Annotated in this window: 13 protein-coding genes; 4 read left to right on the forward strand and 9 right to left on the reverse strand. The window is 64.2% G+C overall.

Annotated elements, in window-relative coordinates:
• Positions 1–16 precede the first annotated feature (16 nt).
• The 4 genes from Q9Q79_RS19230 (at position 17) to Q9Q79_RS19245 (ending at position 5,197) form a co-directional block, all read left to right on the forward strand.
• Positions 17–1,351 (forward strand): D-tagatose-bisphosphate aldolase, class II, non-catalytic subunit, encoded by a 1,335-nt coding sequence (locus Q9Q79_RS19230; protein ID WP_059035749.1) that lies wholly within the window; start codon positions 17–19, stop codon positions 1,349–1,351.
• Positions 1,352–1,385: 34 nt separating this feature from the next.
• Positions 1,386–2,162: a DeoR family transcriptional regulator gene (locus tag Q9Q79_RS19235; protein ID WP_201861661.1), complete on the forward strand. Its 777-nt coding sequence runs from the start codon at positions 1,386–1,388 to the stop codon at positions 2,160–2,162.
• Positions 2,159–3,286 carry an N-acetylglucosamine-6-phosphate deacetylase gene (nagA, locus tag Q9Q79_RS19240; RefSeq protein ID WP_201861659.1) on the forward strand — a complete coding sequence of 376 codons (1,128 nt, stop codon included), beginning with the start codon at positions 2,159–2,161 and terminating at the stop codon, positions 3,284–3,286. The genes Q9Q79_RS19235 and nagA overlap by 4 nt, the downstream gene beginning before the upstream one ends.
• A 123-nt stretch (positions 3,287–3,409) precedes the next feature.
• Positions 3,410–5,197, forward strand: a complete 1,788-nt coding sequence (locus Q9Q79_RS19245; RefSeq protein ID WP_201861656.1) for an MFS transporter — start codon at positions 3,410–3,412, stop codon at positions 5,195–5,197.
• 557 nt (positions 5,198–5,754) lie between these two features.
• On the opposite strand, the gene Q9Q79_RS19250 is transcribed toward Q9Q79_RS19245, so the two are convergent.
• The 9 genes from Q9Q79_RS19250 to Q9Q79_RS19290 all read right to left on the reverse strand — a co-directional run bounded on the left by Q9Q79_RS19250 (position 5,755) and on the right by Q9Q79_RS19290 (position 23,921).
• A complete protein-coding gene (locus Q9Q79_RS19250; protein ID WP_076739873.1) occupies positions 5,755–6,225 on the reverse strand; it encodes a hypothetical protein in 471 nt (156 codons plus the stop codon).
• A complete protein-coding gene (locus Q9Q79_RS19255) occupies positions 6,222–6,773 on the reverse strand; it encodes an HdeD family acid-resistance protein (RefSeq protein ID WP_005414787.1) in 552 nt (183 codons plus the stop codon). The genes Q9Q79_RS19250 and Q9Q79_RS19255 overlap by 4 nt, the downstream gene beginning before the upstream one ends.
• A gap of 454 nt (positions 6,774–7,227) precedes the next feature.
• The gene (locus Q9Q79_RS19260) at positions 7,228–7,509 is read right to left on the reverse strand and encodes a hypothetical protein (protein WP_143599427.1); all 282 of its coding nucleotides are present in this window, start codon (positions 7,507–7,509) and stop codon (positions 7,228–7,230) included.
• Positions 7,510–7,609: 100 nt separating this feature from the next.
• Positions 7,610–8,173, reverse strand: coding sequence for a hemagglutinin repeat-containing protein (locus tag Q9Q79_RS19265; RefSeq protein WP_239511233.1), 564 nt, complete (start codon positions 8,171–8,173; stop codon positions 7,610–7,612).
• A 1,049-nt stretch (positions 8,174–9,222) separates the two neighbouring features.
• Positions 9,223–9,897, reverse strand: a complete 675-nt coding sequence (locus Q9Q79_RS19270) for a polymorphic toxin type 50 domain-containing protein (RefSeq protein ID WP_140416108.1) — start codon at positions 9,895–9,897, stop codon at positions 9,223–9,225.
• 697 nt (positions 9,898–10,594) lie between these two features.
• Complete coding sequence (locus Q9Q79_RS19275) at positions 10,595–11,743, reverse strand: hypothetical protein (RefSeq protein ID WP_231098189.1); 1,149 nt, start codon at positions 11,741–11,743, stop codon at positions 10,595–10,597.
• Entirely contained in the window at positions 11,689–12,750 is a 1,062-nt protein-coding gene (locus Q9Q79_RS19280) for a hemagglutinin repeat-containing protein (RefSeq protein WP_087803706.1), read from the reverse strand. The genes Q9Q79_RS19275 and Q9Q79_RS19280 overlap by 55 nt, the downstream gene beginning before the upstream one ends.
• A gap of 136 nt (positions 12,751–12,886) precedes the next feature.
• Positions 12,887–13,390: a hypothetical protein gene (locus Q9Q79_RS19285; RefSeq protein WP_134948736.1), complete on the reverse strand. Its 504-nt coding sequence runs from the start codon at positions 13,388–13,390 to the stop codon at positions 12,887–12,889.
• Positions 13,383–23,921, reverse strand: a complete 10,539-nt coding sequence (locus Q9Q79_RS19290) for a hemagglutinin repeat-containing protein (protein ID WP_286244687.1) — start codon at positions 23,919–23,921, stop codon at positions 13,383–13,385. The genes Q9Q79_RS19285 and Q9Q79_RS19290 overlap by 8 nt, the downstream gene beginning before the upstream one ends.
• Positions 23,922–24,000: the final 79 nt, after the last annotated feature.

Here is a 24,000-nt window from a genome sequence, read left to right on the forward strand (position 1 = left end):
TGTCCGGAGCCTGACCATGTCCCCGTTGCAGACCCTGCTTGCCTCCCACCGCGCCGGTGCCAACGTCGGCCTGTACAGCGTCTGCTGCAGCAACGAGCAGGTGCTGCGCGCGGCCATGCACGTGGCGCTGGCACACGGCACCGTGCTGCTGGTCGAGGCCACCTCCAACCAGGTCGATCAGTTCGGCGGCTATACCGGCATGACCCCGCCGCAGTACCGCGACTATGTCGGTACCCTGGCCGATGAGGAAGGCTTCCCGCGCGAGCGGCTGATCCTCGGCGGTGACCACCTTGGCCCGAATGCCTGGCAGAAGCGCCCGGCTGCCGAAGCGATGACCCACGCGCGCGTGCTGATCGAAGCCTACGTCGCCGCCGGTTTCCACAAGATCCATCTCGACTGCAGCATGTCCTGCGCCGATGACCCGGTGCCGCTGCCCGATGCCATCGTTGCCGCACGCTCGGCCGAGCTGGCCGAGATCGCCGAACGCACCGCCGCCGAACACGGCCTGCCGCCGCCGGTCTACGTGATCGGTACCGAGGTGCCGATTCCCGGTGGAGAAGCCTCGCTTGCCGAGGGCCTGCAGGTGACCACGCCGGCCGCCGCCGCGCAGACCCTGGCCATCCACCAGCAGGCGTTCGACACGCCGCAGCTGCGTGATGCGTGGCAGCGCGTGATCGCGATGGTGGTGCAGCCGGGCGTCGACTTCGACCACAGCAGCGTGCACGAGTACGACGCCGCCGCTGCCGGCACGCTGGCCGACTTCCTGGAACAGCAGCCACGCATCGTCTTCGAGGCGCACTCCACCGACTACCAGCGCGAAAGCGGCCTGCACGCGCTGGTGCGCGACCACTTCGCCATCCTCAAGGTCGGCCCGGCGGCAACCTTCGCCTATCGCGAAGCGCTGTTCGCGCTGGCCGCGATCGAGGCCGAACTGCTGCCGGCCGCACAATGCTCGCGCCTGCCGCAGGTGCTGGACGAGGTGATGGTGGCGCAGCCGAAGTACTGGCAGTCCTACTACCAGGGCGATGAGGCAGCGCTGCGCCTGCTGCGCAGTTACTCCTTCAGCGACCGCTGCCGCTACTACTGGGGCGAGCCGGCGCTGGTACAGGCGGTGCAGACCCTGTTCGCCAACCTGGAACAGCACGCGCCGCCGCTGGTGCTGCTCAGCCAGTACCTGCCGGAGCAGTACCGCGCCGTGCGCGAAGGCGCCCTGGCCAACACCCCCACCGCACTGGTGCAGCACCGTATCGGCCTGTGCCTGGGTGAGTACGCCCGTGCCTGCAGCGCCAACCAGGCCGGAACCCGCACTCACCACGCAGGTTCGGCTGCCGCCGTTGCTTCGAACGGCTAATCTCTACCTTTCCCCCGCGACACCGAGAATGGCCATGCGCAACACCCGCTCCCGCCGGCAACAGATCCTGCAGCTGCTGATCGAGCACGGCTCGGTGCAGGTGGCCGATCTGGTCGAGCGCTTCGGCGTGTCGGCGGTGACCATCCGTGCCGACCTGACCCATTTCGAATCGCAGGGCCTGGCCAACCGTACCCACGGTGGCGCCACGCTGGTGCGCACGCCGCCGCAGGAACAGGACATCCACGAAAAGGACGCACTGAACCTGCCGCTGAAGGAATCGATCGGCGCGTGTGCCGCGCGCCTGGTACGGCCTGGTGACAACATCATCATCGACTCCGGCTCGACCACGATGACCCTGGCCCGCCACCTGCGCACGCAGCGCGACGTGACGGTGATGACCAACGGGCTGAACATCGCCTGGGAACTGGCCAACGCGGCCGGCATCAACGTACTGCTGACCGGCGGCCTGTTGCGCCAGCAGTCGCTGTCGCTGCAGGGCAGCCAGGCCGAAGCCAGCCTCAACTCCTACAGCTTCGACACGCTGTTCCTGGGCGTGGATGGCCTGGACCTGCAGTTCGGGTTGACCACCCATCACGAAGCCGAAGCCCGCCTCAACCATCGCATGGTCGAGCGTGCACGCCGTATCGTGGTGCTGACCGACGCCTCCAAGTTCGGGCGCGTCAGCCTGCACCGCATCGCCCTGCTGGATCAGATCCACACCATCATCACCGATGCCGGCATCGACGACGCAACCCGCGAGGGACTGCAGCGGCTGGGCATCGAGGTGATCATCGCCGAGCCCACCGCATGAGCGACACCCGTTCCCTGCATGGCCGCATCCTCACCCCGCTGGGTTGGCGGCGTGGCCACGTCCACTTCGATTCCCACGTGCGCCAGCTGCAGGTGGACGACCACAGCGGCGCTGACGGTCTGCAGCTGCCGGTGATCCTGCCCGGCTTCATCGACCTGCATGTGCACGGCGCTGCAGGGGTGGACCTGATGCAGGGCGGCGACGTGGCGCGCACCATCGCCCGCACCCATCTGCGCTTCGGTACCACCACGCTGCTGGCGACCACCATGACCGCCGGCCTGGATGAGATCGAGCACGCGCTGCACGGCGTGGCCGCCACCATGGCCGCACCCGATGCAGACGCCGCCAGCATCGTCGGCGTGCATCTGGAAGGGCCGTTCATCAGCCCGCAGCGGCTGGGCGCGCAGCCCAACCGCACCATCGAGGCGACACTGGCACTGGTGCAGCAACTGCATGCGCTGGCGCCGATCCGGGTGATGACGCTGGCGCCGGAAATCGGCGAGCACACCGCGCTGATTCCCGCGCTTTCGGCAATGGGCATCCGCGTGCAGCTCGGCCACAGCGCCGGCACTTACGAAGAAGGCGTTGCTGCACTGCAGGCCGGTGCCTCCGGCTTCACCCACCTGTTCAACGGCATGACCGGTGTCGATCATTACCGGCCGGGCATCGCCGCGGCCGCACTGGCGCATGCGCAGTACGCCGAAATCATTCCCGACCTGCAGCACATCCACCCCGGCGTGATCCGCCTGGCCGCGCGCGCGATCCCGCGCCTGTACGCGGTGACCGACGCCACTGCCGCCACCGGCATGCCCGATGGCGAGTACGCGCTGGGCGAGCAGCGCGTGCACAAGTGCGGCGGCTGCGTGCGCCTGGCGACCGGTTCACTGGCAGGAAGTGCACTGACCATGGACCAGGCGCTGCGCAACCTGGTGCAGGTGGGCCTGGAGCTGGCCGATGCCTCGCAACGTGTTTCCACCTTCCCGGCCGACTACCTGGGCCTGGGCGATCGCGGCCGCATCGCGCCCGACGCCCGCGCCGACCTAGTGGTGCTGGATGCCGGATTGCGCCTGCAGCAGGTGGTGGTGGGTGGGCGCGTGGTCGATTTGAACGCAACACCAGCCTGACGCACCGTGCCTTCGTAGAGTCGAGCCATGCTCGACTGCTCTGCCGCGCCATGCGCGGTCAGTCAAGCATGGCTCGACTCTACAGAAAGCAATCCGCACCGAAACACCTTCTGGGATATGCCGATGACTGCACGCACCGCTCCGCGCTGGCCCGTACGCTACCTGCTCTTCATCGGCGGCCTGGGTGGCCTGCTGTACGGCATCGACATCGGCATCATCGCCGGCGCCCTGCCCTATCTTGAAGCAACTGCCAGCCACGCCTGGCAGCTCAGCAGCCAGCAGCTCGGCTTCGTGGTGGCAGCGGTACTGCTGGGCAGCGTGCTGTCCTCGCTGTTCGCCGGCATGGTTGCCGACCTGATCGGCCGCCGCGGCGCGATGCTGCTGGCCGGCCTGTTGTTCACTGCCTCGATTCCGATCATGGCACTGGCTTCCGGCTACACGCCGCTGCTGCTGGGGCGCCTGCTGCAGGGCATCAGTGGCGGTTTGATCGGCGTAGTAATTCCACTGTACCTGGCCGAAGTGCTCAGCCCCGAGCGACGTGGGCGCGGCGCGGCGATGTTCCAGCTGCTGCTGACCGTTGGCCTGGTGCTGGCAGCCCTGATCGGCCTGTACCACGCTCACGCCGTGGATGCCGCCGCCGAAGCCGTGCGTTCGCTGCCGGTCGCGCAGCAGGCGCAGGAACTGTTCACGGTGAAGGACCACGCCTGGCGCACCATCTTCTGGACCTGCCTGGCGCCAGGCCTGCTGTTCTGCGCCGGCATCTTCTGGCTGTCCGAATCGCCACGCTGGCTGGTACGCCGCGGCCGCATCGATGAAGCCCGCCGCAGCCTCCAGCGCGTCCTACCCGCCGCAGACGTCGAGCCCACGCTGGCCCAGATCCAGGCGCCGGAATCGAGCAGCAGCGATGGCAAGCGTGACCCGCTGCTCAGCCGCCGCTACGTGGTGCCGTTCCTGCTCGCCTGCGTGGTGCTGGCCTGCACCCAGGCCACCGGCATCAACTCGGTGCTGGCCTACGCGGTGAACATCCTCAACCAGGCCGGCCTGTCCGGTTCAGTGGCCAACGGCGCCGACGTGGCGATCAAGCTGCTCAATGCGGTGATGACCGTGGTCGCGTTGCTGCTGGTCGACCGCAAGGGCCGCAAGTTCCTGCTGATGCTCGGCAGTGGTGGCATCTGCGTGGCGCTGCTGGCCGCGGCCACGCTGTTCTTCCAGGCCGAGCGTGGCCGCGCCGATGTGCAACCGCAGCTGCAGGCGGCGGTCAACGGCGATGGCCTGCAACTGGTGCTGGATGACGCCCAGTGGCAGCGCCTGGGTGGCGGCATCGACAGCGAAGGCCGGTCGATGCAGCTGACCGTGTCCTACGCCTATGGTGACTTCACCAATGTGCGCGCCCTGCGCAGCGACAACCTGACCGATCGCGAGCTGCGCATCGAGCGCGCCGGCACCGTGCAGCCCGACAGCGTGATTGGTGCGTTCTTCCGCAAGCTCCATCTGAACCCGTTCGCCGACCCGGCCAGTGCCGCGCAGGCACCGCTGCGCATCGAACAGGCGCGTATCGGCCCGGTGCCGCCGCCTGCACATGGCTGGGCGGTGGCGGCCTGCATCCTGGTGTTCGTCGCGTTCTTCGCGGTCGGCCCCGGCGTGTGCGTGTGGCTGGCACTGTCGGAGCTGATGCCGAACCGCATCCGCTCCAACGGCATGAGCATCGCGCTGCTGATCAACCAGTTCGTGTCGACCACCATCGCCGCCATCTTCCTGCCCGCGGTGGGCCACTACGGCTACGCCAGCATGTTCGTGTTCTGGGCGGCCTGCACCTTCGTGTTCTTCCTGGTAGCCGCGTTCTGGCTGCCGGAGACCAAGGGCAAGTCACTGGAGGAGATCGAGGCACGGTTCGCGGGAAAGCGGGGCTGACAGCGCCTGCACCTGGCGTCGGCCATACCCCATGACATGCCAACGGGGTATGGCCCGCCGATGACGGTATGGCACGCCGATGGGTGCGGCACGCAGACCGGGTAGAGTCGACTGTTAGTCGACTGCTCTTCGCTCCAACACCAGGAACGCCGCGCTACGCGCGTGAGTCGACTAACAGTCGACTCTACCGCTGCCATCACTTCCCGGTGATATGCCTGGCCAACGCCTGCGCCTCAGGTCGCTGAGGCTGTGGCACGCCGATGGGTACGGTACGCAGACCGGGTAGAGTCGACTGTTAGTCGACTGCTCTTCGCTCCAACACCAGGAACGCCGCGCTACGCGCGTGAGTCCACTAACAGTCGACTCTACCGCTGCCATCACTTCCCGGTGATATGCCTGGCCAACGCCTGCGCCTCAGGTCGCTGGGCTGTGGCACGCCGATGGGTACGGTACGCAGACCGGGTAGAGTCGACTGTTAGTCGACTGATCTTCGCTCCAACACCAGGAACGCCGCGCTACGCGCGTGAGTCGACTAACAGTCGACTCTACCGCTGCCATCACTTCCCGGTGATATGCCTGGCCAACGCCTGCGCCTCGGCAACGCTCGGCAGCCCGCTCAGCATCATCGATTCACCGAACGGGCCTTTCACCGTCGCCACCATCAGCACGCGACCATTCACGCTGATCGCCGCTCGTTGCCCCACCAGCGCCGCCGTGCCATCGTGGATGCGTTGGCGTGCTTCTGGCCGATACCGGATCTGCAGGCCGGGCTCCTGGCCCGCGTCCAGCACATAGCGCACATCGGCGATATCTGCACTGTCGGCAATCGGCGGCTCGCGCAGCGCCAGGGTCTCGCCCTGCCACTGCGCTTGCGTGCCCTTGCCATCCGCATCGACCGCGCTCAGGCGCACATCCACACCGGGGCGCGGTGCATGGCGCTCGACTGTCTGCACTGCGGGCGTGGCGCCCGGCATGCAGCCGGCCAGGGTCAAGGCCACGCCCACCAACAGGGGAAGCGCCGTTCTCACTTCAGCTTCCGCAGCTTGAATGCCACCAGCACCTGCAGCAGGCCGTACAGCAGGCTGCCGATACCGATCCACAGCGTGGTGACCGCCACGCCGGCATACGGGTTGGCCGCAAACAACAGGCCCAGCACCACGGCCAGCACGCCGCTGAGGATCAGCAACCATTCGCCCTGGATCTGCTTGCGCACGCGGATCGCGAACACGATGCGATAGATGCCGGCCACCAGCAGCCACGCCGCCAGGAACAGCACCAGCACGCTGGCCGTTGCCAGCGGATTGATCACCGCCAGGATGCCGAAGCCCAGCGAGGCGAGAGCATACAGCGCCAGCCAGCCGCGGGACGCGCCGCTGCCGCCATTGATCAATGCGAACAGGCTAATGACGCCCTCGATGATGGCCATCACGCCCAGCGTCCAGGCCAATGCCATGGCCGCCGACAAGGGCCAGCCGATGGCGATGATGCCGAAGCCGAGAGCGACCAGGCCATACAGCAGGAGGATCCACCAGCTACGGCCGATTGCCGACAACAGGGGAGACAAGGGGGAATTCATGGCCACTCCTTCGATCCGGAACCGGGTTCATCGTAGCCCGTTGTGATGAAGAGGGAGATGACGGTGGTTCTGGACGGGTTCGTCTTGGATCGACGCCCCAATGGACATGAGCGTCAAGCACCGCGACTGTTAGATCAAGGCCTGCTTCGACTCTCATTTGGACTCCGCAACCACCCGGCCGGCGGCAGTATGAGTACCGGTGGTGGTGCTGTCATTTTCTTCGCACTGCCCAGGCCGGCCAAGTTCTGCGATGCAAGTCTGCTCTGCGGGTTGTCCCGGGTGTGTCCTGCACCACCACATTCACCGCATGACCCCGGGGATGGATTGATAAGGCCCTCCGAATCAGCGATATGCACGGCCCACATTCCAATATCAAGACAAGCCGGGACGCCATCCAACCAGTACGCCAAGCGCGCTTCAGGTGAAGCGCCGGCTTATCTGCTACTTGAACCAATCAAACGTAGCCGCCTGCTTCTTCCAGGCCAGCAAACATGTGCATCATGCCGTCCTCAATACTGGAAGTATCCCTCCTCAGCACAACATCCCTTGCACGATCACAAAAAACGAACGTCAGCCTTGCACCGATCCTATCTCCGTCCGTCTTAATAATGAAGTATGAACCATCTCCCTTGAAGCGCGCATTCATGTCGTCGAAAAAATCAGATAGATAACGCCTATCAATGGGCACACCAACTCGCTCCGAGAAATCGATAGCCAATGAATTCTTATCTTTCACTCGCGCTCCCTTGACAGCCCTTACCACTTATTTAATTAACTTTAGTTCACCGAACCAAACTCTGCCAACAACCTCCCACAACACTCCACTCCATGGGTCGTCAACAGCGCTCTGGTGGTGCCAGGCTTGGCTGGTAACAGAGCTGAAGGCATCCACGCCTGGCGACAAAGCTCAGATGTTGGCCCCCACTCCAGCGCTCGCTGCCGCACAAAAACGTGCCGTCAGCCTGGGTCTGCTTGCTGGCGTAGTCGTCGGTGTCCTGCTCGCTGATGATGGACAGGTTGCGGTCGATGCTGGCCACCACCTTGTCGCCGCTCAGCTGGGCACCCTGCAGCGTGGTGTCCTTGCCGCTGATGACGGTCAGGTTGCGGTCGGCGTCCACCACGGTTTCGACGTGCGTGGTGCCGTTGCCGCTGCCCTTGCCCTTGGCGGTGCTGGCCGACACGTACCAACCGGTCTGCGCGCCGATGCTGAAACCGATCTCACCGCTGCCGCTCTTGTTCTTCGACGACTGCGTGTGGTCTTCCGCTTCGCTGCGCAGGGTGATGTTGTCCCGCGCGGCCAGCGCCACGTTGTCACCCTTCACCTGGCTGCCGATGATGTTCAGGTCACCGGCGGTGGCCACGATGCTGACGTCGCCCTGGCTGCGGATGGTGCTGCCCACCGCCGACTGGTCGTGGCTGGTCTGGCTGGCACTGGAACTGGAGGCGCCAATGCCGATAGGACGGACTAGCCCTCAACCGAAAGCACTAGCTCCGCCATTACGCCAAATTTTTCACTTCAGCGTCTGCCACCTTGGTTTTCAAGAATTCCTCATCGAGTCAAAGGATCCTGGGAATTTTAGACTAATGGCATGAACAAAATCACTAAGAATATATAAACTGTGTAGTTACAGTCTTATCGGAATTAATCACAATATCAAATTCCCTCCAATCCCCTCCCGTATGCTCCTTCATTACATCATGGAGATCGCAAGCCAAATCAGCACAACCCTTATCACCATAATCATTCAACAATGCAGATACGGAAACGCCACCGATCGTGTAAAAAAATGAGGAATCAATGCCAAGAGATCCATCCTCCTCTGGAAGATAGCGAAATCTACACGCAGCATCCGTGTAACCATTCTCAGCACTTGCATCCATCGCCCTATATAGAGAATCAATTATCTCGACCTGTCTTTCAACGTAACTCACAGACCACCGCCACGTTTATTCTTGGAAGTTCTCGAGGATATTTTGCCATCAGCATTGCATATAACATATAAACGTTTCCAGCCTCGCATTGCCCTGCGATGACCTTGCAAAATAATCTATCAGCCGCCGCTGATCATGCACAGAATCATGGAAATCTTGCACACAGAACCATCCTTTAGACCCTTCGAGCCCTATCCCTAATTAAACTCTCGGCGTGCATATACAAAACCACTAAGTGATGGCAAGCCCCTCAGAGGGCCTGAAACATACAGGCATTCAACGTCGATTCTTGAAATACCAACCTCCGAACTTGCTGCATCGACATTTGTCGCCACGACCTCTACGCTTTCCCAATCAAGATCAGTCGGGTCACGCTCAAGATAATAACGAATCAAAACCCTCCCCTTCTCGTCGTACCCTACAGCTATGGCTCGGATCTCCTGATATATCTCACCGAGGAGCGCCACCCTGAAGCACACCACTAGCCAATCCGGCAACCTATTCAAAAACATACCGCTTACTTCCTCGCATCCGGAACAATATGAGCACCATTTTTACTATAGTGTATCTGCCCCCTTGTTACGGCCTGTCCGGTTGTTCCATCAACGCCTATCGGCCGACCAAATTCCACAATTGGGTTCCCTCGTGAACCATTCCCGACGACAGGGCACTTTCCACTATGAACCCCAGCTAGGAGCTCAGACGGGTCCACGTCACTATTGAACATGTCGCGCAGCAGCGCGCGGCCGTTGCCGCCGTCGGCCCAGAACGCCTTGCCTTCTTCGGTCTCCGCCTTCTGGCTCAGGTAGCCGCCCAAGTCACCCACGCCCTTGAACAGCAGCTGCCCGCCCAGCTGCATCACCTCGGCGCGCTCCTGCATCTTGCGCAGGTCAACGGCCGACAGTGCACTGTCGGTATCAAAGCCGGTCGCGGTCCGATCAAGACCGGCCAGGGCGCTTTCATTGCCATCGCGCACCACCACCGTGCCAGCGGCGATATCCGAGTGGGTGGTGCTGCTGTCGTTCTTCTTGGTACCGCCCAGCAGGCTCAGTCCTGCGCCGGCCATGCTGCCCAGCGGGTTGCTGATGCCACCGCCACTGGTCTTGGCGCGGGATTCGTTCTCGATGTCGACAACGGTCAGGCTGCCGGTATCCAGGCGGTTCTTCGAGGCATCGGCAGTACTGCCGATCACGCCGCCTTCCAGGTGCGTGTTGCCGCCCACGGTGATGTTGAAGCCGCCGCTGCAGCAACTACGCCACTAAGGTGCCACCGATCTGCGTCTGCTTGCTGGCGTAGTCGTCGGTGTCCTGCTCACTGATGATGGACAGGTTGCCGCAGATGCTGAAGCCGATCTCGCCGCTGCCGCTCTTGTTCTTCGACGACCGACTGCTGGTTCCGCGCAGCTGTATTCGCTCAGGGCCACCAGAATCATCTGAACTGATGAAGTGCCATCCGGTTTCACGTACCTGCCGTATGTGCCAGCAGCAGCAATCAACCCACCTCGAACATCCATCTGTCTTTTACGCGGACTCCCGATAACGAGGATCTTCCCGCATGATTCTTAGAACTTCGGACCAATTCCATATGATTCCTGGGATATGACTCTCGGGAACGATCTTCGCTCGCTCCGAGGAAGGAAACTCTTCCATAGCCCGCCTGCACCGCGAATAGAACAAATTAAAGCAGCTCTCATCGACGTAGTCGAGAACAATGAAATTCTGTCCCTGCTCATCCAGCGGGGCATAGATATCGCTTAGGCAGCACTGTTCGTCGGGCCGAAAGAGCATCCTTGTCGACTCTACAATGCAATCGAACACCCCACCCGAAGTGGACCAGCCAGCACCTGGCGGCCCGTTCCCGTCGCCAATAGAAATGTACATCGCCATAATTTACCTCAAAATAATAATTTTACCCTGCTGCTCCGGAGTGAGCATTTTTATCCAAGAGTTTACCAAAGCCTGATTTTCAGGAGCAAGATTCCTGTAATCCAGAGGAACCATATCCGCCTTGTTTACATGATCTATCAGCTGCCGCTGATTCTGCGCAGAATTATTGGAGAAGAATTTATTTATTTGAGTAGACTTTGTACCGTCTGTCCACATGAAATCCACGGTCTTCCCCGCATAGGGCCCACTGACAAATACGAAGTCGGGATTTTTACTGCCCTGCACCGGGTCTGTCCTCTTCAGAGTCCCTCCCAAGGAATTCTCTAACTGGACGGCCGCCTGACCTTCATGCACTGCAATTTTCCCCTTATCCGGATCCAAACCAAGCTCCAAAATTCCACCTCGATTATTGGAGCGGACAGGATTTATCGAGTTTAGACCTGTTTCAACATCTTTGAACAAAGGTGTCAGCTCACGCCCAGCAGTCAGAGCCCCATTTGCAGCCTGGCCTGCCGTTTCTGTCGATGAGTTCTGCACAGACTTCAGGATCTGCTCGGATTGCAGCCCCCCCTTCTTTGCAGCATTCCCTGCGATCTCAGCACCTGCCGCGCTGCTCGACAATCGAAGCGTGTCTTCCGCAGTGGTAGCAGCCTTTGCCACCACCAGGGCCGGCAGCACAGGTGCAAGCGAATGACCACCCACGTAGTCACCCATCACCGCATCGGCTGCTCCGCTGATGGCCTTGGTGCAACTGTACGGATTGAAGATGCACCAGCCACCGAATTCAACGGCCGCCGCCGCACCGATGCCAAGAGCAGCTGCGCCAGCCCGGACCATGGCAACGCCCTTCTGGGAGCGCGAGGCGTCGCCGTAGTAGCGCAGTGGCTCCTGGAACTCAAAGCGCCAGTCCTTGGTTGATCCGGCGGCGTAAGCAGTTCCCGAGATGGCAGTGTAGACGTCTTTGAAATAGCCGGTTTCGCGCCCAAGCTCTTCGCTGAACTTAGAGAAGTTGTCCCGATCGCTGCTGTCGAACGCGGTACCCCAGTCGTACTTGTTCTGGTTCTTGCGCAGGAAATCAATTGCGTCAGTGTTGTTTTCTACTCCACTCCAGTCGGACTGTATTTTCGAGTCAACGTACGCAGCCGCTTCCACAAGAAAACGGCAATGTTGGCGCCCGTGCTTCCACCCAGAGCACCACCAACCATCGCGCTGCCGATTTCCATCAGCGACTGGTAGTCCTCCCAGCTCAGGCTGCCCTTGTTGTTCTCGAGGAATTCCGAGATCGCGATCTTGGCCTTCTCCGCACCAGCAGCACTCACCGCGCCGTTCAGCGCGTCCGCACCACCCAATGCGGCCATCGCTGCACCGGCCATGCCGTGCAGCAGTGCGCGGCCGTTGCCGCCGTCGGCCCAGAACGCCTTGCCTTCTTCGGTCTCCGCCTTCTGGCTCAGGTAGCCGCCCAGGTCGCCGACACCCTTGAACAGCAGCTGCCCACCCAGCTGCATCACCTCGGCACGCTCCTGCATCTTGCGCAGATCAACGGCCGACAGTGCGCTGTCGGTATCAAAGCCGGTCGCGGTCCGATCAAGACCGGCCAAAGCGCTCTCATTGCCATCGCGCACCACCACGGTGCCGGCGGCGATGTCCGAGCGCGTGGTGCTGCTGTCGTTCTTCTTGGTGCCGCCCAGCAGGCTCAGCCCTGCGCCGGCCGCGCTCCCCAGCGGGTTGCTGATGCCACCTCCGCTGCTCATCCCGGTGCCGATGCCACCGCCACTGGTCTTGGCGCGGGATTCGTTCTCGATGTCGACAACGGTCAGGCTGCCGGTATCCAAGCGGTTCTTCGACGCATCGGCAGTACTGCCGATCACGCCGCCTTCCAGGTGCGTGTTGCCACCCACGGTGATGTCGAAGCCACCGTCGCCGGCAACGATGCCACTCTGTTCCTGCACGCTGCGCAGGTGGCTCTCGACCTTCTGCTGGCCGATGTTGACGGTGCCGCCGCTGCCATACACGAAGGTGCCGCCAGCCTGGGTCTGCTTGCTGGCGTAGTCGTCGGTGTCCTGCTCGCTGATGATGGACAGGTTGCCGCCGATGCTGAAGCCGATCTCACCGCTGCCGCTCTTGTTCTTTGACGACTGACCAGTCTGTCGCGCGGCCACTGCAACGATGCAACCTGCCTCCTCGCTCCGAGAATCTTGCGTCTACCAAGGGCCACAATGCCGGCGTCGACACCTCAACTGCGCAAAGCGCTGAGAAGGCGTAGCCTAACTACACGGCATTACTCCTTGGTCATGCTTAGCGTCGCGACGGAAGACTCTCTGCGACAAGACGTCTACCTTCCATGCTAATCGGGTCCCACTCTGATAGGAATTGAGAAAGAGAGGCGCCACTCAGCCCATTAATATCAATGACCTCGCGGAACAGCGCGACAGCTACAGCGATATCCCTGCACACCGTCCTGTCGTCAAAGTAGTCATCACCATATCGGCTTGCCCCGCGGAATGCAGCTCCCTTTGGCTCCCACCACTCAAGAAAAGCCTGCCTGTGGTCCTCGTGATAAAGATTAGCGGTAAACCTACACTCCCCAGCCTTACTTACCATTGTAAGCCGATGAAGCAACGAACCCTGACCCTCTGGAATCGTCACATCAAGAATTTTCCCATTACTAAAAACGTGCCGAACGGCATCCTCCACAACATCACTGGAAGGATTATCAATCCATTGCGGACCGTCATTACTCCCCGCATCGGTATAGCGAAGGATTTTTTTAACAACAGGATAGCTAAAGTACTTATTCATGCAAAGTCACCTCGAAGAAGGATTTCTCACCTCTATTCCACACCATCTTCGTATTCCTCTCAACGTCAATTATTTCGAGCTTACTAAGACCAGAGCGTTGCGCAGCTGCGATCAAATTGTCACTCCGTTGACAGTAGCTGCAAACTCCCTCACCGCGAACCACAATGAGCATTTTCTGCGCATTTGTAAGTCCTTGCTCATAGGCTCGCTGGATGACCGCAATTTCCGCATGAGCGGACTTCATACTGGAATTTGGCGCACCAGGCGGAAGGAGATCGGCCACCAGCGTCGGGTGGTCTGCATCAGCGAGCTTGGTAGGTCGGGCGGTCTGATTGGTGTCTTTGAGCATTCGCCCGCCGACGGTTGCTTCTGCCGTAACCGTCACTGGCGCCTCGGCCCCCGGAAGCGTTGTACCGATCCATGGATCATGCCGCTCGGCCTGGATCAGTTGTCGCTTTAGTAGCTCAGCCTCTTCCTGCGGACTCAGACGATTCAGATTTGCCAGAGAAGATTGTTCGCTTGCCCCGGCCTTCGCGCCTGCCTCTGCCACATCCGCACCGGCAGCCTGCATCGGCTTCAGCACCTGCTCGGATTGCAGCCCCCCCTTCTTTGCAGCATTCCCCGCGATCTCAGCACCCACCGCGCCGCTCGACAGTCGAAGCGTTTGTTCCGCAGTGGTAGCGGCCTTTGCCGCAACCAACGCTGGCAGCACTGGTGCAAGCGAGTGACCACCCACGTAGTCACCCATCACCGCATCGATCGCCCCGCTGGCAGCCCTGCCACAGCTGTATGGATTGAGGATGCACCAGCCACCGAATTCAACGGCCGCCGCCGCACCGATGCCAAGAGCGGCTGCGCCAGCCTGGACCATGGCAACGCCCTTCTGAGAGCGCGAGGCGTCGCCGTAGTAGCGCAGTGGCTCCTGGAACTCAAAGCGCCAGTCCTTGGTTGATCCGGCGGCGTAAGCAGTTCCCGAGATGGCAGTGTAGACGTCTTTGAAATAGCCGGTTTCGCGCCCAAGCTCTTCGCTGAACTTAGAGAAGTTGTCCCGATCGCTGCTGTCGAACGCGGTACCCCAGTCGTACTTGTTCTGGTTCTTGCGCAGGAAATCAATTGCGTCAGTGTTGTTTTCTACTCCACTCAGGTCGGACTGTATTTTCGAGTCAACGTACGCAGCCGCTTCCACAAGAAGGATGCGATAGGCCTCTTCCTTCGAGATCTTCTGCTCGCGGGCGAATTCCTCTGCATGGAAGCGGATCCACTTCACCTCATCCGGATGCAGCTGCCGATTGAACCGATCCCCGGTGACGGCAATGTTGGCGCCCGTACTTCCCCCCAGGGCCCCACCCACCATCGCGCTGCCGATTTCCATCAGCGACTGGTAGTCCTCCCAGCTCAGGCTGCCCTTGTTGTTCTCGAGGAATTCCGAGATCGCGATCTTGGCCTTCTCCGCACCGGCAGCACTCACCGCGCCGTTCAGCGCATCCGCACCACCCAATGCGGCCATCGCTGCACCGGCCATGCCGTGCAGCAGCGCGCGGCCGTTGCCGCCGTCGGCCCAGAACGCCTTGCCTTCTTCGGTCTCCGCCTTCTGGCTCAGGTAGCCGCCCAGGTCGCCGACACCCTTGAACAGCAGCTGCCCACCCAGCTGCATCACTTCGGCACGCTCCTGCATCTTGCGCAGATCAACGGCCGACAGTGCGCTGTCGGTATCAAAGCCGGTCGCGGTCCGATCAAGACCGGCCAAGGCACTTTCATTGCCATCGCGCACCACCACGGTGCCGGCGGCGATGTCCGAGCGCGTGGTGCTGCTGTCGTTCTTCTTGGTGCCGCCCAGCAGGCTCAGCCCTGCGCCGGCCGCGCTCCCCAGCGGGTTGCTGATGCCACCACCGCTGCTCATCCCGGTGCCGATGCCACCGCCACTGGTCTTGGCGCGGGATTCGTTCTCGATGTCGACAACGGTCAAGCTGCCGGTATCCAGGCGGTTCTTCGAGGCATCGGCAGTACTGCCGATCACGCCGCCTTCCAGGTGTGTGTTGCCGCCTACAGTGATGTTGAAGCCACCACTGCCGGCAACGATGCCACTCTGTTCCTGCACGCTGCGCAGGTGGCTCTCGACCTTCTGCTGGCCGATGTTGACGGTGCCGCCGCTGCCATACACGAAGGTGCCACCAGCCTGGGTCTGCTTGCTGGCGTAGTCGTCGGTGTCCTGCTCGCTGATGATGGACAGGTTGCCGCCGATGCTGGCCACCACCTTGTCGCCACTCAGCTGGGCACCCTGCAGCGTGGTGTCCTTGCCACTGATCACGGTCAGGTTGCGGTCGGCGTCCACCACGGTTTCGACGTGCGTGGTGCCGTTGCCGCTGCCCTTGCCCTTGGCGGTGCTGGCCGACACGTACCAACCGGTCTGCGCGCCGATGCTGAAACCGATCTCACCGCTGCCGCTCTTGTTCTTCGACGACTGCGTGTGGTCTTCCGCTTCGCTGCGCAGGGTGATGTTGTCCCGCGCGGCCAGCGCCACGTTGTCACCCTTCACCTGGCTGCCGATGATGCTCAGGTCACCGGCGGTGGCCACGATGCTGACGTCGCCCTGGCTGCGGATGGTACTGCCCACCGCCGACTGGTCGTGGCTGGTCTGGCTGGCACTGGAGCTGGAGGCGCCGATGCCGATGCGCAGGCTCACGCCGTCGGTGGCGCCGGAAGCGCCTTGCTGCATGGCGCCGCCGACGCCAGCGGCGGCATTGGCCGCCTGCACCGCGTACAGCGCCTTCAGGCGGTCATCCTGCGCATTGCCGGCCGCCTTGGCCGCACCGTAGGCGGCCAGGGCGGCATCCACCACACCGCCGGTCAGGCCGACGTTGATACCGGCACTCTTCTGCTTGGTGCTCTGGTGTACGTCAGTGGTGCCCTGTGCCGCGTCGATCACCACCTGCCCGCCCACCAGCTGCGTACCGGTCTTCGACAGCACGTCCGAACCGGTGATGTGCAGCGTGTTGCCGGCGCTCAGGTTGACCCGGCCATCGGTTGAGCCGATCAGGCTGCCCTGTGGCGCGCTCTGCTCGATCTCCAGGCCCTTTTCCAGCTTGCTCTTGCCGATGGTCAGGTTGAAGCCACCACCGCCGAACACGCCCGAGCGCTTGACGGTCTTGTCATGCTCTTCGCTGTGCGTGGAGGTGGCCGTGCCGATGGTGAGGTCGCGGGTGGCGGCCACCACCACATCACCGGTGGCAGCCACCTGCGCCGCCTGCGCGACGACGTCACGTCCGGCGCCGATGGTCACCGTCTCGCCGCTGAGCGTGGTGCCCACCACCAGGCTGTCCCGGGTCGCGTCGTAAGTGGTGGTGGTCTTGCTCGACAGCAGGCCCTTCTTCCTGCGCGTGGTTTCCTGCTCCCAGCTGTGGTCCTCCTGCGCCGCCAGCAGGTTCACGTCGCGCGTAGCGGCAATGCTGATGCCGCCGTCGGTGCTGCCGACCTGCGTGGCAGTGAGGTTGGCATCGCGCCCGGCCACCAGCGCGATGTCACCGCCGGCCTGCAGCGAAGTGCCGTGCACGGTCTCGTCCATGCTCTGCGTGGTCTGCGAGAAGCGCTTGCCACGGCTCTGCTGCTGGCTGGTGTTGGTGGTGGTTTCGGCCTGCAGGTTGAGATCGCGCCCGGCCACCACGGCCAGGCCGTCGCCGGCCTTCAGCTGCGCGGCCTGCAGGTTCACGTCCTGCCCGGCCTGCATGCCCAGCGAGCCACCGGCCTCGATGCCGCTGGCGTTGAGGGTTTCGCGCGTGTAGCGGTTGCTGCCCCAGCCGCCCTGTTCGGTGGTGGTCAGTGCGTTGAGGTTGATGTCGTTGCCGGCCGTGGCATGGACGCTGCCGCCGGCCTTGGCTGTCACTGCCGTCAGGTTCAGATCGTGGCCGGCGTCCAGCGACAGGCCGCCGCCCACGTCCAGCGTGGTGCGACGCAGGCTTCCATCACCCTGCATCTGCGTGGTGAGATTGAGGTCGCGGCCGGCCTCCAGCGCCGCGTTGCCGCGGGCACGGGTCTGCGAACCGACCAGTGCCAGGTCACGTCCGGCTTCCAGCGCCAGGCTGCCGCCGCTGCGGATGCTGGCCACGTCGATGCCGCTGACACTCTTCAGGTCACGGCCGGCCACCAGGGCCACGTTGCCGCCCTGGATCAGGCCGCTGTTGTTGAGGATGTCCTCCACGGCGGTGATGCGGGCATTGCCGCCCGCGGAAATGCCACCGCGATCGTTGAGCAGGCTGCCGGTATCGATGGTCAATCGATCATCGGCGCGGATCATGCCCTGGTTGGACACATTGCCGGCGCGGATCTCCACCGACTCGCCAGCGATGGCGGCGCCCCCCAGCTGCAGGCGGTTGGCGGTGGCCTGGGACAGGTACACCACCGGCACCAGCACCTTCTGGCCGTCCACTTCCTGGGCGACCATCCACACGATGTCTTCGTTGAGCGCGGCCACCTGTTCGGCCGACAGCGCCACGCCCACGCTCAGCTGCTGGCGCGCGGCTTCGGTCACGCCGGCATCCATCATGGCGCGGTACTGGCCCATGCCATCGCCCTGGTCGGCATCCAGGTAGCGACGCCCGGTCAGGCCGGTGATCTGTTCCATCACCAGGCGCTGCTCGTAGAAGTCGTCACCCATCCGACGCAGCTGCTTGTCCGGGTCCAGGTTCAGGCGCTGGAACATGTAGTCCGAGCCGATCCACTGCCCGAAATTGGCGAAGCGCGGATCGGTTTCCACCAGCCAGCGCTGGTTGCCCGGATTGACCGTGTACAGGCCGCCACTGGGCAGCGACAGGCCCGGCAGCGGATTCTGCGGGCTGCCCACCACCTGCGGCGGCGGCACCGGGGTGACACGGCCAGGGCCCGGGGAGCCGGTATCACCGGCCGTGCCCGCACCCTGCGCCTGCGCGCTGGCAGGCCCGGTGGCCACGCCCTGCTGTGCACCCGGTGCGCCAGCATTGCCGCCGACCGCGCCGGCGCCCTGCTGCTGGCCCAGTTCGGGTGCGTAGGCGTTGTTGCCCTGCCAACCGGCAACGTCCAACGGTGTGCCACCGCTGTGCGCGGTGACCACGGCGTTGTTGACCTCGCGCGCTTCGATCTGCACCTTGCGGCCGGCGGTGATGCTGGCATTGCCGCCGGCCAGCGTGACCTGCTTGGTGACCGTGCTGGTGCCCAGCGCGCGGCTGCCGCCATAGATCTCGAAGTCGCAGCGGCTGGGGCAAGGGCGGTAGGTGTAGTCGATCGTCGACGTGCGCTGGACCACCTTGTAGCCGGCCAGCGCCTCGTTGTTGACCACGCCGGCCCAGTCGTTGGGGTCTTCGCTGTTGGATGAGCCGCGGCCGTTGATCGAGAGGTTGCGACCGGCGGCGATGGCCGAGTTCCGGTTGTCGACCGAGCCGCCGGACATCTGCATGTCGCGACCGGAAATCAGCTGCGATGCCGCGCTGGCGGCGATGACGGTGGTGCCTTCCAGCACCAGGTCCTTGTGCTCGGTCCAGACTTCCAGCACGGCACAGTCGCCCGGGCACAGCTTGCCCGGCGGCACCGGGCCGTCGATGCCGTCGACCCTGAACGTCCCGCTGTCCGGGTCGGCAGCGCCTTCGTTGCCGCTGTAGACCTTGTGCTGGGTGACCAGCACACGACGCTCGTTGGCCACGCCCAGTGCAGCCAGGATCAGATCGTTCTCGGCCTGGATGCGCCCGGAACGGTTGCGGATCTGCTGGGCGTTGCCGCCGTTCCAGCCCTGCAGGCGGATGTCGCCCAGGCTGAAGAGCTCGCCGTCGAGGTTGTCGATGTAGTTGGCATACAGGTTGATGCGGCCGGTGGCCGCCATCAGCCCTTCGTTGTAATCGCGTGCGACCAGCGTGTTGCCCAGGTCGCGGCCGTTGGTGATGCGCGAGGCGCGCAGTTCCAGCGCGTTGCCCATCACGGTGCCGGTGTTGGTGATGTTGGCAGCCGACACCTCCACCGTATCGCCGTCCACGCGACCGGCATTGCTGAAATCGCCGGCCGTACTCAGCGCGACACGACCACTGCCATTGCCTGCCGTGGCGTTGAACTGCCCGCCAGCGGTGTTCTCGATCCGCGCCGCCGAGACTTCAAGCGTGCCCTTGCTCTCCAGGCGCCCCTGGTTGACCAGTGCGCCGGCCACGTCCAGCTTCAGCAGCCCGTTGCTCTCCAGGCGCTGGCCATTGCCATGCACGTAATCGCCCGCCAGCGTCAGGCGCAGCTCGCTGCCGCCGAACAGGCGGCCGATGCCGCTGAAGGCCTGCAGGCGTGCGCCGAGTGCTTCATAGGCGCTGATTTCGCCGCCACCATTGGCCAGGCTGCCCAGCGTCAGCTGGCTCTGGCGACTGAGCAGCCGGCCGTTGCTATTGTCCAGCGCGGCAAGATCCAGGCGCAGCAGGTTGCCTGCGCTGAGCTGGCCACCAACGTTGAATACCTGTGCGCCTGCGCGCTCCAGGTACAGGGTGTTGGCGGCGTGGACCATGCTGCCGGCGTTGTCCAGCGATGCGGTCTGCAGGCGCAGGTCGGTTCCGGCCACCAGCTTGGCCTGGCCGCCTTCGGCGCGGTTGTCCACGCTGCCTGCGGTCAGCGTCAGCGCACCACCGGTGCTGCCCAGGGTGCCGCCACGGTTGTCCAGCGCACCGGCCGATTCCAGCGTCAGCTGCCCGGTGCCGTTGGCCACGATGCGGCCGCCACGGTTGCCCACTGAGGCAGCGCGGATGTTCGCAGGGCCCTGTGCTTCGATGTTGCCCTGGCTGTTGTCCAGTGCCTGGCGGATCTGCAGATCCAGCGAGGTGCCGCCGTGGACCAGGCCACGCTGGTTGGCCAGCGCACCGGCCACGTCGAGCGCGAGTTCCTGGCGGGCGTACAGGTTGCCATCCACGTTGCGCAGGTCGCCCGTGCGGCTGGTCACGCGCGCATTGCCCTCGGCGCCCAGCAGGCCATTGCTGTTGTCCAGCTGGGAGGCCAGCACCTGCAGCTGGCCGGCGCCGCGCTGCACGATGGTGCCAGTGCGGTTGTCCAATGCCCCGGCAGCGTCCACGGTAAGGTTGCCGCCAGCATCGAGCCTGCCACCGGTGTTGACGATCTCCGTGCCGGTTACGCGTGCACCGGTGCCCGCTGTCAGCGTACCGCCGCTGTTGTCGAGGCGACCGGCAACGGCCACGTCCGCCTCGCCGTTGCCGACGATCAGGCCTGCAGTGCTGTTGTCCAGCGTGCCGGTCTCGATCTTCAGCACACCCGTGCCCGCATGCTCGATGCGGCCACCCTGGTTCAGCAGCTGCGCAGCCTTCAGGTGGACACTGCCGGCATTGGCGGCGATGCGCCCGCCGGTGTTGCGCAGGGCACCTGTCAGGCCAAGTTCAAAGGGATCGGTGCCGGTCTGCAGCAGTTCGCCGGCGCTGTTGTCCAGCGCGGCCGCCAACAGGCCGATGCGCGTGCCCTGCAGGCTGCCCGCATTGCGCAGCAGGTCGGTGGCACGCAGGTCGAGCAGACCGATGGCGGTCAGGCTGCCGCCGATATTGCGCCACTCACCGCTGCGCGCCTGCGCCAGCAGGGTGCCACCGGACCAGACCTGGCCACCCTCCAGCAGCAGGCTGTCGCCCAGCAGGTGAACCTGCTGGCCGGCGTTGATCTGGCCGGCGTTGCGCAGCTGCTGACGCGCATCAAGGGTGACGCTGCCGGTGCTGCCAACCTTGCCGTCGGCCAGCAGGCCCGCCACGATCACGCCGCTGTTGTCGATCTGCCCCGCCCGCAATTCGATGTCACCCGAGGCCAGCACGCGCCCGCGATTGCTGGCCTGGGCGGCCTGCAGCGTGAACGTGCGCGCCTGAACGTCGGCCGCAGTGCGCAGTGCCTGCGCAGCCTGCAGCGACAGCGCGCCGCTGGCGAACAACGCCGCCTGGTTGTCCAGGTCGCCATCGCTGCGCACCTGCAGATCAGCGGCGCTGTCGATCGTTCCCTTCAGCGTCACGCCGGCATCGGCGGACAGCACGACGCCCTGCTGCGCAAAGACCTTGCCCGACTGCTCCAGGCTGCCGCCCGCGTGCGCGGTCAGTGTGCCGGCCGCCAACGTGCGCCCGCCCAGCACCAGGGCCTGGTCACTGCTGAGCTGCACGTTGCCGCGCTCGCTGCCCAGTTCACCCTCGCTGCGCAGGGTCCGGCCCCGCACCTGCAACGTCTGGCCGGCCACCAGGCTGCCCTGGTTGTCCAGCGAATCGCGCACGGTGACATCGACATCGCCGGCGCCATAGAGGTCGCCACGGTTGTCGATCACATCGGCCTTGGCCGTCAGTGCTCCCTTGGCGAACACGTTGCCGGCGTTGTCCAGCGTCACCGCATCCAGCTGCAGCGACTGCGCACTGGACAGGTTGCCGCCGGCGCGGTTGTGCAGCGCGTCGGTGCGCACGTCAAGCGCGCCATCGCTGGCGATCACGCCGGCATTGTCCAATGTGGTGGTGCGCAGCTGTGAGCGGTCACGACCGTAGATCACGCCACTGTTGCTCAGCTCAGTGGCGCGCAGGTCCATTGCCTGCTGGCCATGCAGGCGACCGTCGTTGATGACCTTCTGCACGTCCACGGCCAGCACGCGTGCCAGCGCCGTGGCGGCCGCCTGCTGGTGCAGGACGCCGCCCTGCAGGGTCAGGGTGCCGCCGGCTTCAAGCCGGTTGCGGTTGTCGAGCGTGGCAACGGACAGACGGGCATCGGCTGCGCTGCCGATGATGCCGGCGTTGTCCAGCACATCGGCGTCGACCTGCAGGCCCTTGCCCCCCTGGATGCTGCCGGTGGTGTCATTGTCGATGCGTGCTTTGGACTTCAATGCCAGCAGGTCCACCGCCTGCAGCGTGCCGCTGTTGCGCAGACGATCGACCGTCAGCGTGGCCTGGCGGGCCTCAAGGGTGCCTTGGTTGTCCACGCCGCCGGCAGACAGTTCCAGCGCCTGCTCGGAGAGGATGCGTCCGGCGTTGTCCAGCTGCTGGCGCGCCTGGACCTTCAGCAGCCCGCCCGCAGACAGCTCGGCACCCTTCAGCTGGGTGATGCGGTCGGCCGCTGCACGCAGGTTGGCACCGGCACCGATGATGCCCTCGTTGTCGATGCTGGCCGCATCGAGTTCGACGTCGGCGTCGCTGTACAGCTGGCCGGCGTTGTGCAGCTGCGCGGCCTGCATCCGTACGCCCTGGTTGCCCAGCAGCAGGCCGGCGTTGTCCACCTGGCGGGCCTGCACGTCCAGCACCTGTGCGCCCAGGCGCGCGCCCTTGTCCTGCGCCAGCGTGTCGGCGCGCACGGCAAGCCCGGCACCTGCGGTCACCTGTGCACGGTTCTGCACCTGCGCGGCAGCCAGCGCGATGCTGCCCGCGCTCTTCACCGTGTCAGCCAGGGTCAGCGTGCCACCGGCGTCCAGCTGCATCTGTGCGGCCTGCGCGCTGCCGGCCAGGTCCAGATTCTGGTTGGCGCGTACGGCCAACGCAGCGCCCGCCGACGTCGAACCGGCAAGCGACGCCTGCCGGGCACGGATCTGAAGATCTCCCTGCGCGTACTGGGTGCCGTCGGCCTTCAGGTCACCGTCGGTTTCGATCTGCAGGCGGCCTGCGGCCGCCGTGCGTCCGCTCAGGCGGACATCGCCGGCCTGGGTCAGGATGAAGTCGCCTGCGTCGGCCACCATCTGGCCCGTGCTGCGCACGCCCACGCCGGCCTCGGTACCGACCAACCGGATCTTGCCTGCATACATGCCCCCGAGGGCGGCAACATCCAGGCCGAACTGCGGGCGTTCGCCTTCTCCGGTGATCGCCTGCGTCGCCAGGGTCTGGGCATCGATCTGGTTGGCGCCGGTGACCACGTTCACCTGGCGCGCCCAAAGGCCCGCGTTGAGCTGCACCGCGCGGGCCAGCAGGTCGACGCCTTCCAGGTTGCCGGCATCCAGGCCGTTGCCTTCCAGGCGGATCGTTCCGCGCGACACCCGGAACGCAGACAGGCTGCCATCGTTGCCGAACACCGGGGTGCCGGTGGTCAGCGTGCCACGGGTGGTATTGATGAAGCCGCAGCCATCGCAGGTGATGCCATTGGGGTTGGCGACGATCACCGCCGCCGAGCGCCCCGCCACCTCGATGTGGCCCTGCAGGCGCGATGCATTGGTGGATGTCACCTCATTGAGGATCAATCGTGCCGACTGGCCCGGCTGCAGGTTGCCGTTGCCCTGGATGTAGCCACCCAGTTGGGTCTGCACGGTGCTCGCGCTGTTGTTGAGGATCTGCCCCTCGCGCCCGACGTTGTAGTCCTGGAAGCGGTTGTGCGATACGCCGCCCGCGTTGGGCCGGTTGATCTGGATGACCGGCACGCCGTTCGCCGCCTGGTCGGCCCGCGCCTGCTCGCCGGCCTGTACCTGCACCTGGGCAAACGAGCTGCCCGGGGCCAGGAACGCCAATGCCAGCGTGGCGCTCGCCATCGCGGTGCGCAGGCGCGTGGCCCAACCGGCGCCCGAAGCGGACAGGGACAGACTGCGGAATACGTTCTTCATGCCAGGTGCTTCCATCAACCCAGGGGGGAACTGCACACACAACAACCCGATCACGTCGCCACGTGGCGACGGTGCTTCC

This window comes from Stenotrophomonas sp. a6, assembly GCF_030913325.1.
Taxonomy (GTDB): Bacteria; Pseudomonadota; Gammaproteobacteria; order Xanthomonadales; family Xanthomonadaceae; genus Stenotrophomonas; species Stenotrophomonas maltophilia.